Annotated in this window: 15 protein-coding genes and 1 pseudogene; 11 read left to right on the top strand and 5 right to left on the bottom strand. The window is 61.2% G+C overall.

Annotated features, from left to right (window positions below; all coding sequences use genetic code 11):
* Positions 1–16: 16 nt before the first annotated feature.
* The 3 genes from AC3ITA_RS01805 to AC3ITA_RS01795 form a co-directional block, all read right to left on the bottom strand.
* The gene (locus tag AC3ITA_RS01805; RefSeq protein ID WP_095942347.1) at positions 17–877 is read right to left on the bottom strand and encodes a phasin family protein; all 861 of its coding nucleotides are present in this window, start codon (positions 875–877) and stop codon (positions 17–19) included.
* A gap of 10 nt (positions 878–887) precedes the next feature.
* The gene (locus tag AC3ITA_RS01800; RefSeq protein ID WP_489279250.1) at positions 888–1,310 is read right to left on the bottom strand and encodes a phasin family protein; all 423 of its coding nucleotides are present in this window, start codon (positions 1,308–1,310) and stop codon (positions 888–890) included.
* A 244-nt stretch (positions 1,311–1,554) separates the two neighbouring features.
* Positions 1,555–1,830 (bottom strand): polyhydroxyalkanoic acid system family protein, encoded by a 276-nt coding sequence (locus tag AC3ITA_RS01795; RefSeq protein ID WP_008047826.1) that lies wholly within the window; start codon positions 1,828–1,830, stop codon positions 1,555–1,557.
* Between the two features lie 155 nt (positions 1,831–1,985).
* Between AC3ITA_RS01795 and ubiE the strand changes: the two genes are divergently transcribed.
* The 11 genes and pseudogenes from ubiE (at position 1,986) to AC3ITA_RS01740 (ending at position 10,165) form a co-directional block, all read left to right on the top strand.
* On the top strand, positions 1,986–2,756 hold the full coding sequence (gene ubiE, locus AC3ITA_RS01790) for a bifunctional demethylmenaquinone methyltransferase/2-methoxy-6-polyprenyl-1,4-benzoquinol methylase UbiE (protein WP_007989286.1): 771 nt from the start codon (positions 1,986–1,988) through the stop codon (positions 2,754–2,756).
* Complete coding sequence (locus tag AC3ITA_RS01785; RefSeq protein WP_095942346.1) at positions 2,756–3,379, top strand: ubiquinone biosynthesis accessory factor UbiJ; 624 nt, start codon at positions 2,756–2,758, stop codon at positions 3,377–3,379. The genes ubiE and AC3ITA_RS01785 overlap by 1 nt, the downstream gene beginning before the upstream one ends.
* The gene (gene ubiB / locus AC3ITA_RS01780; RefSeq protein ID WP_095942345.1) at positions 3,376–4,980 is read left to right on the top strand and encodes a ubiquinone biosynthesis regulatory protein kinase UbiB; all 1,605 of its coding nucleotides are present in this window, start codon (positions 3,376–3,378) and stop codon (positions 4,978–4,980) included. Before AC3ITA_RS01785 ends, ubiB begins: the two co-directional genes overlap by 4 nt.
* Before the next feature lie 81 nt (positions 4,981–5,061).
* A complete protein-coding gene (gene hisI / locus AC3ITA_RS01775) occupies positions 5,062–5,463 on the top strand; it encodes a phosphoribosyl-AMP cyclohydrolase (protein WP_085725456.1) in 402 nt (133 codons plus the stop codon).
* Entirely contained in the window at positions 5,456–5,788 is a 333-nt protein-coding gene (locus AC3ITA_RS01770; protein WP_007975564.1) for a phosphoribosyl-ATP diphosphatase, read from the top strand. The genes hisI and AC3ITA_RS01770 overlap by 8 nt, the downstream gene beginning before the upstream one ends.
* Before the next feature lie 25 nt (positions 5,789–5,813).
* The gene (locus tag AC3ITA_RS01765) at positions 5,814–6,086 is read left to right on the top strand and encodes a twin-arginine translocase TatA/TatE family subunit (RefSeq protein ID WP_007989280.1); all 273 of its coding nucleotides are present in this window, start codon (positions 5,814–5,816) and stop codon (positions 6,084–6,086) included.
* Between the two features lie 10 nt (positions 6,087–6,096).
* Positions 6,097–6,549 carry a Sec-independent protein translocase protein TatB gene (gene tatB, locus AC3ITA_RS01760; RefSeq protein WP_414927865.1) on the top strand — a complete coding sequence of 151 codons (453 nt, stop codon included), beginning with the start codon at positions 6,097–6,099 and terminating at the stop codon, positions 6,547–6,549.
* Positions 6,546–7,340, top strand: coding sequence for a twin-arginine translocase subunit TatC (gene tatC / locus AC3ITA_RS01755; RefSeq protein ID WP_095942342.1), 795 nt, complete (start codon positions 6,546–6,548; stop codon positions 7,338–7,340). The genes tatB and tatC overlap by 4 nt, the downstream gene beginning before the upstream one ends.
* Complete coding sequence (locus tag AC3ITA_RS01750; RefSeq protein WP_095942341.1) at positions 7,337–8,044, top strand: 16S rRNA (uracil(1498)-N(3))-methyltransferase; 708 nt, start codon at positions 7,337–7,339, stop codon at positions 8,042–8,044. Before tatC ends, AC3ITA_RS01750 begins: the two co-directional genes overlap by 4 nt.
* Before the next feature lie 204 nt (positions 8,045–8,248).
* Positions 8,249–9,310, top strand: a pseudogene (locus AC3ITA_RS01745) (methyl-accepting chemotaxis protein); the annotation flags it as partial.
* Entirely contained in the window at positions 9,293–10,165 is an 873-nt protein-coding gene (locus tag AC3ITA_RS01740; RefSeq protein WP_371918216.1) for a methyl-accepting chemotaxis protein, read from the top strand. The pseudogene AC3ITA_RS01745 and the gene AC3ITA_RS01740, both read left to right, overlap by 18 nt.
* 323 nt (positions 10,166–10,488) lie before the next feature.
* Here the strand turns inward: AC3ITA_RS01740 and mdoH are convergent, their stop codons facing one another.
* The gene (mdoH, locus tag AC3ITA_RS01735) at positions 10,489–13,059 is read right to left on the bottom strand and encodes a glucans biosynthesis glucosyltransferase MdoH (RefSeq protein ID WP_489279248.1); all 2,571 of its coding nucleotides are present in this window, start codon (positions 13,057–13,059) and stop codon (positions 10,489–10,491) included.
* Positions 13,052–14,866, bottom strand: coding sequence for a glucan biosynthesis protein G (locus AC3ITA_RS01730; protein ID WP_150672325.1), 1,815 nt, complete (start codon positions 14,864–14,866; stop codon positions 13,052–13,054). The genes mdoH and AC3ITA_RS01730 overlap by 8 nt, the downstream gene beginning before the upstream one ends.
* Positions 14,867–15,035 lie beyond the last annotated feature (169 nt).

Genomic DNA, 15,035 nt, shown 5'->3' with positions numbered 1-15,035 from the left:
TCTTGAGCCCTGAAAATCAGGACTGACTGGTTGGCGTCGATGGAGCTGGCGCGACAGTCGGGGTGACAGCAGGGGTTGGCGCGGTCGCGGAGTTCGACGCGCTGACCGGAGCTGCCGGCGTTGCCGGTTTGGCAGCTGCCACTGCTGGTTTTGGCGCGGCGGCTTTTGGAGCTGCCGGCTTTTTCACCGCTGGTTTTTTCGCCGCAGCAGGCTTGGCTGCTGGCTTGGCCGCTGCAGTTTTCGCTGCAGGCTTGGCGGCCGGTTTAGCCGCTGGTTTAGCGGCGGCTTTTGCAGCAACCGGCTTGGCCGCCGGTTTGGCCGCCGGTTTGGCCGCGGCCGGTTTGGCGGCTGCAGTTTTAGCCGCCGGCTTGGCAGCAGGTTTAGCCGCTGCTTTTGCCAGTGGCTTGGCTGCGGTTTTGGCGGCCGGTTTGGCCGCTGCGGTTTTCGCCGCAACAGGCGCAACCTTGGCACCGGTCAGTTTTTCGATTTGCTTGGTCAGTGTTTCGACCTTGCTGTGCAGTGCCTTGACTTCGTTGCGGCTTGGTACGCCCAGACGCGAAATGGCGCTGTTCAGACGCTTGTCAAAAGCACCTTCCAGCTCATCCCACTTGCCCAGTGCGCGATCTTTCACGCCGCTGATGCGCGATTTGGCCGAAGAAGCGGAGTCCTTGGCGGCGTCGACAGTCTTGCCAACAGCGCTCTTGGTGAGCTTCTCGGCTTTCTCGCCGTCCTTGACCAATGCATCGAAGAGTTTGCTGCCGTCAGTGTCGATCTTCGAGTACACGCCTAAACCAGCCAGCCAGATTTTTCGGGAGTAATCTTCAACCTTCCCGATCCACGAGCTGCCTTCTTTTTCGGTTTTCTTTTTAACAGCCATCCCGTTCTCCTTAAGATTTACGCGCGACACGTTCGAGCAATGCCGTCAGCTCATCGAGCTTAGCAGAGAGTGTCTCAACGTCATGTTTAGACGGAATGCCGATACGATTCAAGGCACTTGCGACACGCGTGTCGAACGCCTTCTCGACCTTGTCGAGTTGAACTTCGACACGGCCTTTGAAAGTGCTGACTTCACTCTTGGCTTCATCGATCTCGGCATTGGCCGCTTCAAGTTTCTCGGCAACTACCTTTTTGCCTTTCTTTTCAACAACCTGACCCGCCTTGATCAGCTCTTGAAAGTATTCGCTGCCCTCTTGGCCGACCTTGGTGTAGGCACCCAGGCCCGCCAGCCAGATCTTGCGGGCATAGGATTTGACGTCGTCCAGCGTGCCGGTCGACGGGTCGATTTTTTTCTTCAAAATAACTTTGGCCATGGTGCACCTCACGCGCAGAAGGTTTGAGGAACTGCCCGGGTAAGTGTCGGGCTCTGGCACAAAGTAGGGAGAAAAATTAGAAACGGCACCCTAACAAATGACATGAACCGTCAGGTGCACCACAAAACAAATGTGGGAGCCAGCCTGCTGGCGATAGCGGTGTGTCAGTAACAAAAAAAGCTGACTGACAGGATGCTATCGCCAGCAGGCTGGCTCCCACAGGGGACCGTATTTCAGCAGGAAATCAAACCAACGCCTTATCCAGCGCCTTCTCGATTTCCGCTTTGATCATGCCGCTCATGGCCGACATCATCAGGCCCAGCTCCACGTCGACCCTGATCGAATCCTCGCTGACATGCACCGCGCCCTTCACACCCGAGCGCTTGAGGTTCAGGGTGTCGCCGGACCACTGCGGCTCCAGGCCATACTGATCGGAAAGTTTCTGTGCCAGCTTGTCGGCCTTCTCGCGAGCCGCTTCCTTACCCAGGCCATGGGCACGTTCAACACTAATACGGGCCATCGAATGACTCCTGCTTTATGGATGCTTTCCCGAGGCATCTTGACCTCTGCTGCGTCAAAACGTCCCGATGGTTGCCCATCTTACCTTCAGCCTTGCCAAGACAAAGCATGCCTTGGGGATTAGAATGTCGCGCATTCTCTTTTGGTGACAGCGATATGACTGATCAGCGCAAAGGCAGCGATGCCGAACCCACCACTCACTTCGGCTTCAAAAACGTTCCGGAAAGCCAGAAAGCGGAAAAAGTCGCTGAGGTTTTCCACTCGGTAGCCGCCAAGTACGACCTGATGAACGACCTTCTGTCGGGCGGCATGCACCGTCTGTGGAAGCGTTTCGCGATCGAACTGTCGGGTGTGCGCACCGGTAACCGCGTGCTGGACATCGCCGGCGGTACCGGCGACCTGACCCGCAAGTTCTCGCATCTGGTAGGCCCGACCGGCCAGGTCGTGTTGGCCGACATCAACGAATCCATGCTCAAGGTCGGTCGTGATCGCCTGCTGGATCTGGGTGTGGCCGGCAACGTCGAGTTCGTCCAGGCCGACGCGGAAAAACTGCCGTTCCCGGACAACCATTTCGATTGCGTGACCATCGCCTTCGGCCTGCGCAACGTGACCCACAAAGAAGACGCCCTGCGCTCGATGCTGCGCGTGCTCAAGCCTGGCGGCCGCTTGTTGGTGCTGGAGTTCTCCAAGCCGACCAACGCGCTGATGTCCAAGGCCTACGACGCCTACTCGTTCGCCTTCATGCCGCTGATGGGCAAGCTGATCACCAACGACTCGGAAAGCTATCGCTACCTGGCCGAATCGATCCGCATGCACCCGAACCAGGAAACCCTGAAGTCGATGATGGTCGAGGCCGGTTTCGACCGTGTGACCTATCACAACATGACCGCAGGCATCGTTGCCCTGCACCGCGGCATCAAGCCCTGATGCTGCTCGCCGGCCTGCTCGCCAGCGTTGAACTCGGCCTGAACCGGGTGCTGCGCCTCGACAGCACGGCGCTGCCGCGGCTGGCGCACTTGACCGGCAAAGTGATCGCCGTCGATTGCCGCAGCCCGGCGCTGCAACTGTTCATCCTGGCCAGCGACGAAGGTTTGATGCTCGCCTCGCAGTGGGAAACCGGCGCCGACTGCACCTTGCGTGCGCCGGCCTCGAGCCTGCTGAAACTGGCGATGAGCCGGGACAAGACTTCCGTCCTGCACGCACCTGAAGTCGAACTCGATGGCGACAGCGGCGTGCTGCTGGAACTGGCGGCGATCCTCCAGGACCTCGAACTGGACTGGGAGTACGAGCTGTCGCGCTGGCTCGGCCCGGTAGCCACGCAACTGGTCGGCGGCCACCTGCGCAGCCGCGCCCGCTGGTATCAGCAAGGCTTTGCCAGCCTGGGCCAGAACCTGGGCGAGTACCTGGCCGAAGAATCGCGCACCCTCGTCGGTCAGCGCGAAGCCGAAGCCCGATTCAGTGAACTGGACCAGATCAAGCTCGATCTGGAACGTCTCGAGGCGCGTTTCGAGCGCCTTTCCCGATCCCTCGACCCAAGCGATAACGCATGAAGCTGCTTGCCGTCCGCCGTTTGTTGCGCATCCAGCGCGTCGTGATCCGCTACCGCCTCGATGACCTGCTGTTCGCCCTGCCGCTGCCCTGGTTCTTGCGGGCGCTGCGTTATGCCTTGCCATGGCGCTGGTTCCCGCGCAAGCCCCTGGACCTGAGCCGTGGCGCGCGCTTGCGCCTGGCGTTGCAGGACCTGGGGCCGATCTTCATCAAGTTCGGGCAGATCCTGTCCACCCGCCGCGACCTGCTGCCCGAAGACATCGCCGACGAACTGATGAAGCTGCAGGACCGCGTGCCGCCGTTCGACTCGCAGGTTTCGGTCAAGCTGATCGAAGAACAGCTGGGCAAGAAAATCAGCGAAGTGTTCAGTCGTTTCGACGTCGAACCGCTGGCCTCGGCCTCGGTGGCGCAGGTGCATGCCGCGCAACTGAAAACCGGCGAAGAAGTGGTGGTCAAGGTGATCCGCCCGGGCCTCAAGCCGGTGATCGCCCAGGACCTGGCGTGGCTGTTCATCCTCGCCCGCGCCGCCGAAAAACTCTCGGCCGATGCGCGTTTGCTGCACCCGGTGGACGTGGTCAGCGACTACGAAAAAACCATCTACGACGAACTCGACCTGCTGCGCGAGGCGGCCAACGCCAGCCAGTTGAAACGCAACTTCGATGGCTCGCCGCTGCTGTACGTGCCGCAAGTGTATTGGGACTGGTGCCGGCCGAAAGTGCTGGTGATGGAACGCATCTACGGCATCCAGGTCACCGATCTGGCGACCCTGGCGGACCAGCGCACCGACATGAAAATGCTCGCCGAGCGTGGCGTGGAGATTTTCTTCACCCAGGTGTTCCGCGACAGCTTCTTCCACGCCGACATGCACCCCGGCAACATTTTCGTCAGCACCGTGAATCCGTGGAGCCCGCAGTACATTGCGATCGACTGCGGCATCGTCGGCAGCCTGACCCCGGAAGACCAGGATTACCTGGCGCGCAACCTGTTCGCCTTCTTCAAGCGCGATTACCGTCGCGTGGCGCAGTTGCACATCGATTCGGGCTGGGTACCGGCGGAAACCAAACTCAACGAGTTCGAAGCGGCGATCCGTACCGTGTGCGAGCCGATCTTCGAAAAACCGTTAAAAGATATTTCCTTCGGCCAGGTGCTGATGCGCCTGTTCCAGACCGCGCGGCGCTTCAACATGGAAGTGCAGCCACAGCTGGTCCTGCTGCAAAAAACCCTGCTGAACATCGAAGGCCTGGGCCGCCAGCTGTACCCGGACCTCGATCTGTGGAACACCGCGCAACCGTTCCTCGAGCGCTGGATGCGCGAGCGGGTCAGCCCCAAAGCCCTGCTCGGCAATGTGCACAGCCAGTTCGAGCAGATCCCGCACCTGGCCAACATGGCCCGCGACCTGCTCGAGCGCATGTCCCAACCCCATGCCCTCAACCCGCCGCCATCGTGGCACCGACGCCGTGACGACTGGTTCCTGCGCCTGCTCGGTACGGCCCACCTGGCCGGTGGCGCCGTCCTTGCCGCGGGTGGTCCGCTGAACCAGCTGGCCTATTGGCCGGCGGGAATCATGATGGCGGTCGGCTTGTATCTGGTCGTGCGCCGATAGCCAGTTGTGTGAACGACTGGCACACTGTTTCAACGCCTGAGCTCGGCTATTGAAGTGTCGAGCCCGCTGTCGGAGTCGAAGATGAAAAACTGGCTGGACGAGATCAAGTGGGACGCTGACGGCCTGGTGCCGGCCATCGCCCAGGATCACAAGACCGGGCGCGTCCTGATGATGGCCTGGATGAACCGCGAAGCACTGGAACTGACCGCTGCCGAAAACCGCGCCATTTACTGGTCGCGTTCCCGTGGCAAGCTGTGGCGCAAGGGCGAAGAATCCGGCCATGTGCAGACCCTGCACGAGATGCGCCTGGACTGTGACGCCGACGTCATCATCCTGATGGTCGAGCAGATCGGCGACATCGCCTGCCATACCGGCCGCCAGAGCTGCTTCTACCGCGTCTATGAGAACGGCGACTGGACAACCGTCGACCCGGTTCTGAAAGATCCGCACGCCATCTATTCCGCAGGGCACACACATGAGTGACACTCTCACCCGCCTCGCTGAGGTACTCGAAGAGCGCAAAGGCGCCGCTGCCGACAGCTCGTACGTCGCCAGCCTGTACCACAAGGGCTTGAACAAGATTCTGGAAAAAGTCGGCGAAGAGTCGGTCGAAACCATCATTGCCGCCAAGGACGCCGCCGTCAGCGGCGACTGCAGCGATGTGATCTACGAAACCGCCGATCTGTGGTTCCACAGCATGGTCATGCTCGCCCAATTGGGGCAGCATCCACAGGCTGTACTCGATGAACTGGACCGTCGTTTCGGTCTCTCCGGACACGCCGAGAAAGCCTCGCGACCGTCCGCCTGAATAACGATTAGAGAGGAGCAGCAGCATGGGCATTTTTGACTGGAAACACTGGATCGTCATCCTGGTGGTCGTGGTACTGGTGTTCGGCACCAAGAAACTGAAAAACCTCGGCACCGACGTCGGCGAGTCGATCAAGGGCTTCAAGAAAGCCATGAACGACGACGAAAAACCGGCCGATCCGAATGCGACCCCGGCCCAACCGGTTCCACCGGTACAGCCACAGGCATCCGTGAACCAGCCGCACACCATCGACGTGCAGGCACAGAAAGTCGAAGAGCCGATCCGCAAAGACGTGTGAGCACTGACTAATGTTTGGTATCAGCTTCTCTGAACTGCTGCTCGTCGGCCTCGTCGCCCTGCTGGTGCTGGGCCCCGAGCGCTTGCCGGGCGCTGCGCGCACCGCCGGCCTGTGGGTCGGGCGCCTGAAGCGCAGCTTCAACGCGATAAAACAGGAAGTTGAACGTGAAATCGGTGCCGACGAAATTCGTCGGCAACTGCACAACGAACACATCCTGTCGCTTGAGCAGGAGGCGCGGAAAATCTTCACGCCGACCCAGCAGGAGCCGACGCCGGTGGAGCATGTGGGTGCGCAGACGATTCATGCGCCTGCCGCTGCCGTCGACCCGACACCTGCTCCCGTTGTAACGCCTGTCGAACCTGCGCCCGTTGTTGCAGCCACTCCGGTTGAACCCGTTACACCCGCGGCTGCGCCCGTTGCGCCGGCCCCTCATGACCCAACACTGCCGCCGCGAGCCCCATGAGCGATCTCCCTGAAAACGACCAGCACATGCCGCTGGTTTCGCACCTCACCGAGTTGCGTACCCGCCTGCTGCGCTGCGTAGCGGCGATCTTCATCATCTTTGCCGGGCTGTTCGCCTTCACCCAGCAGATCTACACCTTCGTCTCCACGCCGCTGCGCGCGTACCTGCCCGCCGGCGCGACGATGATTGCCACCGACGTGTCGTCGCCGTTCCTGACGCCGCTGAAGCTGACGATGATGGTCTCGCTGTTCCTGGCCATCCCGGTGATCCTGCACCAGATCTGGGGTTTCATCGCCCCGGGCCTGTACAAGCATGAAAAGCGCATCGCCGTGCCCTTGCTGGTCTCCAGCATCTTTCTGTTCTACGCCGGCATGGCGTTCGCCTATTTCCTGGTGTTCCCGCTGATCTTCAAGTTCTTCGCCTCCGCCACCCCGGCCGGCGTGGAAATGATGACCGACATCACCAGCTACCTTGATTTCGTCATGACGCTGTTCTTCGCCTTTGGCGTGGCGTTTGAAATCCCGGTGGCCGTGGTGCTGCTGGTGTGGATCGGCGTGGTCGACGTCAAATACCTGAAGAAGATCCGCCCGTACGTGATCATCGGCTGCTTCGTGGTCGGCATGATCCTGACCCCGCCGGACATCTTCTCGCAGACCCTGCTGGCCATACCGATGTGGATGCTGTTTGAAGTCGGTATCCTGTTTGGCAGCCTGATCAGCAAGCGTGGCGAGCATCCGGACGATCAGCCGGCTGACGATCACAACGACCAGCCGCCAGCGACCCAAGCGTGAACCTGCTGCTCCTTGAAGAGGCCGATTTCATTGCGGCCGACCGGGTGATCCTGCGTGATCGCCGGTTGACGCACATGCAGGAAGTCCACCGCTGCGAAGTCGGTGACAGCATGCGCGTCGGGCGGATCGGCGGCTTGATGGGTTCGGCCCAAGTGCTGCGCCTGGACGCCGACGAAGCGGAATTGCGCGTCATCCTCGACCAGCCACCACCAGCCAAGCTGCCATTGACCCTGATATTGGCCCTGCCACGCCCCAAAATGCTGCGTAGGGTGTTCCAGACCGTGGCGGCCATGGGTGTGCCGCGTATCGTCCTGGTCAACAGCTATCGCGTCGAGAAGAGCTTCTGGCAGACCCCCTTCCTGGAGCCTGAGGCGATCCGCGAGCAGTTGATCCTCGGCCTCGAACAGGCCCGGGACAGCGTGCTGCCGCAAGTCGTGATCGAGAAGCGTTTCAAGCCCTTCGTCGAAGACCGTCTGCCGGCGATGACCGATGGCACCCTCGGCCTGGTGGGGCATCCGGGCAATTACCCGCCCTGCCCTCGCGCGCTCAGCGAACCGGTGACTCTGGCCATCGGCCCCGAAGGCGGCTGGATTCCCTACGAGATCGACCTGCTGGGCAAGTCCGGCCTGCAACCGGTGCAACTGGGCGAGCGCATCCTGCGCGTCGAAACCGCCGTGACCGCGCTGCTCGCACGACTTTTCTGAGATCACACATTTACCCTGTAGGAGCGAGCCTGCTCGCGATGGCGGTGTACCAGCCACATCAATGTCGGCTGATCCGCCGCCATCGCGAGCAGGCTCGCTCCTACACTTCATCATCCGCCCATACATCGGGCGACGCCTACAGAACCGCGCCCTCTTGCCGATACATCCCCCATAAAACCAAATTGTGGTCCAGGGAGTTTCAGCATGTACCAATGGCTAGCCGAGAATCTGGGAAACGTCAGCGTCAAACGCAAACTGGGAATTGGCTTCGGCCTGGTGCTGTTACTCACCCTGCTGATCACCTTCACCGGTTGGAACGGCCTGAGCGGTGTGACCAGCCGTGGCGATAAACTGGGGTTCATCGCCAGTCTCAACGACCTGACCAAGGACCTGCGCATTGCACGCCTGGATTATGAGATGCGTCGCGGTGAACAAGGCCCCGGCGCCGTCAACGATCTGTTGGGCAAGCTCGAAAGCGGCCTGCAGACCGCCCGCGGCCTGATCGAGCAACCGGCCGATACGGCCATGGTCGATCAACAACTGGCCGCTGTCGCCGAATACCGTCGTGCCTTCAGCGACATGACCCAGGCCGGCGCCCAGCGTGAAGACGCCCGCAGCAAACTCGGCGCCACCGCCGACAATGCCGTGGCCCGTGTCGCCGAGGTGGAAAAATCCATGCTGCAAGGCGACAGCGTGGCGGCGTTCAACAGCGTGATCGACCTGAGCAAACTGATCCAGCAAGCGCGCTTCCAGGTGCGCGGCTACACCTACAGCGGCAAGAGCGAGGCCGAACAGCCGGCCCTCGACGCGATCGACAACGCCCTGAAGAACCTCGAGAGCCTACCGGCCAGACTGCCCGAAGAACACATCGCCAACCTGCAACAGGCAACTGACTCGCTGAAAGCCTACCGCGCCGCTGTCAGTCAGTTCCGCGACTCCCAGGTGGCAAGCGCCAAGGCCCTGGCACGCATGTCCACCCAAGGCGAGATCCTGTTGGACATGAGCCAGAAACTCACCGTCTCGCAAACCGTCGTGCGCGACACCGACGCCGCCCACGCCAAGAACATGCTGACCCTCGCCACCGCTCTGGCCATCGCCTTCGGCTTGCTGGCCGCCTGGGCGATCACCCGGCAGATCATCATTCCATTGAACCAGACCCTGGTTGTGGCCCAGCGCGTCGCCAGTGGCGACCTGACCCACAACCTGACGTCGCAGCGCCGCGACGAACTCGGCCAGTTGCAGCGTGCCATGCAGAGCATGACCCAGGGCTTGCGCGAACTGATCGGCGGCATCAGCGATGGCGTCACGCAGATTGCCAGCGCCGCCGAAGAGTTGTCTGCCGTCACCGAGCAGACCAGCGCCGGAGTCAACAGCCAGAAGGTCGAAACCGATCAGGTCGCCACCGCCATGAACGAAATGGCCGCTACCGTGCAGGAAGTTGCGCGCAACGCCGAAGAAGCTTCCGAAGCCGCCGTCGCCGCCGACCAACAGGCCCGCGAAGGCGACAAAGTGGTCGGTGAAGCCATCGCCCAGATCGAACGCCTGGCCAAGGAAGTCGGCCACTCCACCGAAGCCATGGGCGAACTCCAGCGCGAAAGCGACAAGATCGGCAGCGTGCTCGACGTCATCAAGTCCGTGGCCCAGCAAACCAACCTGTTGGCGCTCAACGCCGCCATCGAAGCAGCCCGCGCCGGTGAAGCCGGACGTGGTTTTGCCGTGGTCGCCGACGAAGTCCGCAGCCTGGCCCAGCGCACCCAGAAGTCCACCGAAGAGATCGAAGAGCTGATCGTCGGCCTGCAAAACGGCACCCAGCAAGTGGCGACCATCATGGACAACAGCCGTAGCCTGACCGACAGCAGCGTAGAGTTGACCCGCCGCGCCGGTGGCTCACTGGAAAGCATCACCCGCACGGTGTCGGCGATCCAGGCGATGAACCAGCAGATCGCCGCGGCTGCCGAGCAACAGAGCGCCGTGGCTGAAGAGATCAACCGCAGCGTGCTGAATGTGCGGGATGTGTCGGATCAGACGTCGGCGGCGAGTGAAGAGACCGCGGCTTCCAGCGTTGAGTTGGCACGGTTGGGAACGCATTTGCAGATGCTGGTGGGCAAGTTCAGGGTTTGAGTGGCACCTCATCGCGAGCAGGCTCGCTCCCACACTGACCTGCTCGAACACAACACCTGTGCCAGACACAGGCTCCGTGGGAGCGAGCTTGCTCGCGATTGGAACGGCACGGTATAACTTTGAAGCCATAAAAAAACCCGCTTTCGCGTAATGCTGTTCACTTAAGCGAATGTGGTCCTCTGTAGGAGCGAGCTTGCTCGCGATGGTCGTTAACGATAACGCGTATTTACTGGCTAAACGCGGCGTTCTTGAGTCCATCGCGAGCAAGCTCGCTCCTACAACTTCCTTAACTGAACAGCATTACGCTTTCGCGGGTTTTTTCATTACGCCAACTGAGGCTGCACGCTCAACGGTTTGAGCGGCAACAGTGGCGCATGGGGGTCGGCCTTGACCGACTTGCGCCAAGCGCCCAGCCACTCAGGGTGACCCTCGCTCCAGACCTGCTCATGCAGTCGCGCCAGTGCCACCGGGTCGCTCAACAGTTGCACACGCTCGTTGTTGGTCAGGCCCTCAGGTCCAACCTTCATCGCGTGCCGCACCCGCTCGATCCGCAGCCACTCAATCGGCTCAGCCTGATTGTGCCGGGAGGTCGCCAGCGAGCACGCCAGGGCGTTCTGCTGTGGGTCGACCACCGAACGGACGAAGCCGTCGTTCAATGCGTGGTAACGGTTTTCGTGGGTGTATTGGTCGGTGGCCAGCAAGGCTTGCGGCGGATTGTATTCCTCCGGGATCAGGAACAGGCTCTCGTCGCGGGACTTCAGGCCAAGGCCGACACGGCTGGAGATCACCGACACCGGAATCGACAGAATCAACGAGCCGACAATCGGCACCAGCCACCACAGGAAGCTCGGGTTCAGCCAGATCACCAGCAAGGCCCAGAAGAAGCCCAGCAGGGTTTGCGGGCCGTGGCGCTTGACCGCTTCGCCCCACGGCGTGGAGTCGTCGTCACGTTGCGGCGAGTTCCAGGTCGCGGCCCAGCCGAGGAACGCGGCAAGCACGAAACGGGTGTGGAAGATCATCCGCACCGGCGCCAGCAGCATGGAGAACAACATCTCCAGCAGCATCGACAGGGTCACCTTGAACTTGCCGCCGAACTCTTTCGCGCCCTTGGCCCAGATCAGGATGATGCTCAACAGCTTCGGCAGGAACAGCAGCACGATGGTGGTCGAGAACAGCGCAATCGCCTTGTCCGGATGCCATTGAGGCCACAGCGGATAGAGCTGGCGCGGTTCGAGGAAGTACTGTGGCTCCATCAGCGTGTTGACCGCCAGCAGCGCGGTCGACAGCACCAGGAAGAAGAACCACAACGGTGCCGACAGGTAGGACATCACGCCGGTCAGGAACACCGCACGGTGCACCGGGTGCATGCCCTTGACCAGGAACAGGCGGAAGTTCATCAGGTTACCGTGGCACCAGCGACGGTCACGCTTGAGTTCGTCCAGCAGGTTTGGCGGCAGTTCTTCATAGCTGCCCGGCAAGTCGTAGGCAATCCACACGCCCCAGCCGGCACGGCGCATCAACGCAGCCTCTACGAAGTCGTGGGACAGGATCGAGCCGGAGAACGCGCCTTTACCCGGCAACGGCGCCAGGGCGCAGTGGTCGATGAACGGCTTCATGCGGATGATCGCGTTGTGGCCCCAGTAGTGCGATTCGCCCAGTTGCCAGAAGTGCAGGCCGGCAGTGAACAGCGGGCCATACACGCGAGTGGCGAACTGCTGCATGCGCGCATACAGGGTGTCCATGCCCGACGCCCGTGGCGCGGTCTGGATGATCCCGGCGTCCGGCGTGGCTTCCATCAGGCGCACCAGACTGGTCAGGCACTCGCCACTCATCACGGAGTCGGCGTCGAGTACGACCATGTATTTGTAGTCACCGCCCCAGCGACGGCAGAAGTCGTCGAGGTTGCCGCTTTTACGTTTTACGCGACGACGACGGCGGCGATAGAAAATCTTGCCGAAGCCCCCGGCTTCACGGCAGACGTCCAGCCAGGCCTGTTGCTCGGCGACGCAAATATCGGCGTCGTTACTGTCGCTGAGGACGAAGAAGTCGAAGCGGTCCAGGTCACCCGTGGCCGCCACCGACTCGAAGGTCGCCCGCAGGCCGGCGAATACCCGTGGCACGTCTTCGTTGCAGATCGGCATCACAAGAGCGGTGCGCGCATCCTTCGGAATCGGCTCGTTGCCGGCACTTTTGCCGGAGATACGGTATTTATCGTGGCCGGTCAGCAACTCCAGGAAGCCCATCAGCGCGGTCCAGAAACCGGCCGATACCCAGCAGAACAGAATCCCGAACAGGATCAGGATGCTGGTCTGCAAGGCATACGGCAGCACTTGCGTGGCGGTTTGCAGCAGCGGTTGGTGCAGCACTTCGTTGAGGTCGACGAACGACCAGCCCTGGTACGGCATGATGCCTTTCATGTACCAGCCGGCAACGATGGTCTGGCCGAGCATCAGCAGCAACAGAATGTAGCGACGGATCGAACCCACGGTACGCCAGCGCGCGGCCGGCAATACACGCTCGTCCTTCGGCGGCTTCGGCGGGTTGGTACGACCGGTCATCCGGCGCCAGCCACGCACCAGAATGTTGGTGCGCCACGGCTCCGGCACGACCTTGGTCCGCCGGATCGGCGGGGTCGCCTTGAGGCAGACCCGGCCGTTGGCGTCGAGCACCAGCATTTCCGCGTCCTGTAGCTCTTCGGCAGTGCTCAGGGTCAGGCGTTTGCCCACCGAAGCCTGGGCGGCTTCGGTCGGGGCGTCGAACGTCGACGATGAAAGGCGTTCATGCAATTCGCTGAAAGACTGGCAGCCCGCGAGTTCCGCGCGCTGCTGGTCGGTCATCGGCAGATGCGCCAGATACTCGGAAAGAGTTTCTGGCCGTACTTGAGAGTTACTCATCGGCAGGCAACTGATAGCTCCAGGTCTCGGTCAGGACTTCTTCAGTCGGCGCCGATTCCGGTGTGGCTGGGGCCGCGTCGGCAGCGACAGGCTGCTTGGCGTCTTTATTGGCCTGGTCCTTGGCATCTGTAACAGGCTTCGCTTCGGCCTGCTTGGCCTCCGCTTGCCTGGCTTCCTTGTCCGCTTTCTCTTGTTGCTTGGCGGCAACCTTGTCGGCCTTGGCAACCGACGAGTTCGACGACGGAATCGAAGTCTTGGCCAGGTCCGCCGGCACGATGTTCTGCACCAGAGCGGCACGCATCTCGGTGGACTTGCTCGGATCCTTGATCTTCATCCGCAGGGTCAGGCGCCAGCCCTTGGTTTCAGGGTTGTAACGCACGCTGTTTTCCACCAGCTCGGCGTTGTCGCCCACGCTGACCTGGCTGCGAACTTCCGTATCGGCCGGCAATGCCGCCAGGGACGGGCCTTCGAAATCCACCAGGTAGGCAACGCTGCCGTCCGGTTGACGAATCAGGTTGGATTGCTTGACGTCACCGGTGGAACGCAGGGTCTGTTTGACCCAGGCGCTGTCCGGCGCGTGAATCGAGGTTTCATCCATGGTCCAGTGCATACGATAAGCGACATCGAGCGGCTGGCCAGGTTCCGGCAGTTTTTCCGGGTTCCAGAAGGCAACGATGTTGTCATTGGTTTCGTCGGCGGTCGGAATCTCGACCAGGTCAACAGTGCCCTTGCCCCAGTCACCCTTCGGCTCGATCCAGGCGCTTGGGCGCTTGTCGTACCGGTCGTCGAGGTCTTCGTAGTGGCTGAAGTCGCGGCCACGTTGCAGCAGACCGAAGCCGCGCGGGTTTTCCACGCTGAAGTTGCTCACGGCCAGGTGCTTTGGATTGTTCAGCGGACGCCAGATCCACTCGCCGTTGCCGGCATGGATCGCCAGACCGCTGGAGTCGTGCAGTTCGCGACGGTAGTTCAGTACTTTCGACGGCTGGTTGGCGCCGAACAGGAACATGCTGGTCAACGGAGCGATGCCCAGTTTGCCGACCTTGTCACGCAGGAACATCTGCGCTTTGACGTCGACGATGGTGTCGCTGCCCGGACGCAGGGTCAGGCGATACGCGCCGGTGGCACGAGGAGAGTCCAGCAGGGCGAAGATCACCAGGTGCTTATCGCCTGGCTTGGGCTGCTGAATCCAGAATTCGCGAAAACGCGGGAACTCTTCGCCGGACGGCAATGCGGTATCCAGCGCCATGCCGCGAGCGGACAAACCATAGACGTGCCCCTTGCCGACGACGCGGAAGTAGCTCGCGCCAAGCATGGTCATGATTTCGTCTTGCTTGTCGGCCTTGTTGATCGGGTACAGCACACGGAAACCGGCATAACCCAGTTGTTCAGTGGCCTTGGGATCGAACTGCATGTCGCCGAAATCGAAACGACTCGGATCGTATTTGATCTCTTCGACGGTGTTCGCGGTGATTTCGTTGATTTTCACCGGCGTATCGAAATGCATGCCCTGGTGATAGAAGGACAGCTTGAACGGCGTCTTCTGATCAGCCCACTCGGCTTTTTCCGTCAGAAAACGAATTTTCTGATAGTCCGCGAATTTCATGTCGCGGAACTCGTTCGGCAGGTTACTGCGCGGCGCTTCGTATTTCTGCGCGGCCAGCTCTTTTGCCTTGACCGATACATCATCCAGACTGAATGCCCAAAGCTGACCGGCGCTGAGCAGGCAGAGCAGTGCAGAGCCCGCTACCAGGGCGCTGCGTAACCGTTTGGCAGACAATTTTGGTGCGTTACAGGGACTAACAATCACGAGCAACCCTCGCCGAAAACAGATCAAAAAACCAACGGCCAGTTAAAGGGTCTGCACGGTCTACGGTATGAAAAAACCGCCCTTGCAAACCACTCTTGCCAAGTTGGCGAGCATTGTTCCGACTCCGCTGGGGCGAAATGATTCCCCAATCGGATACGGTCAAGTCTCT

The sequence above is a fragment of the Pseudomonas sp. GL_090 genome, from assembly GCF_057837765.1.
This window is presented reverse-complemented; position numbering and strand designations above follow the sequence as displayed.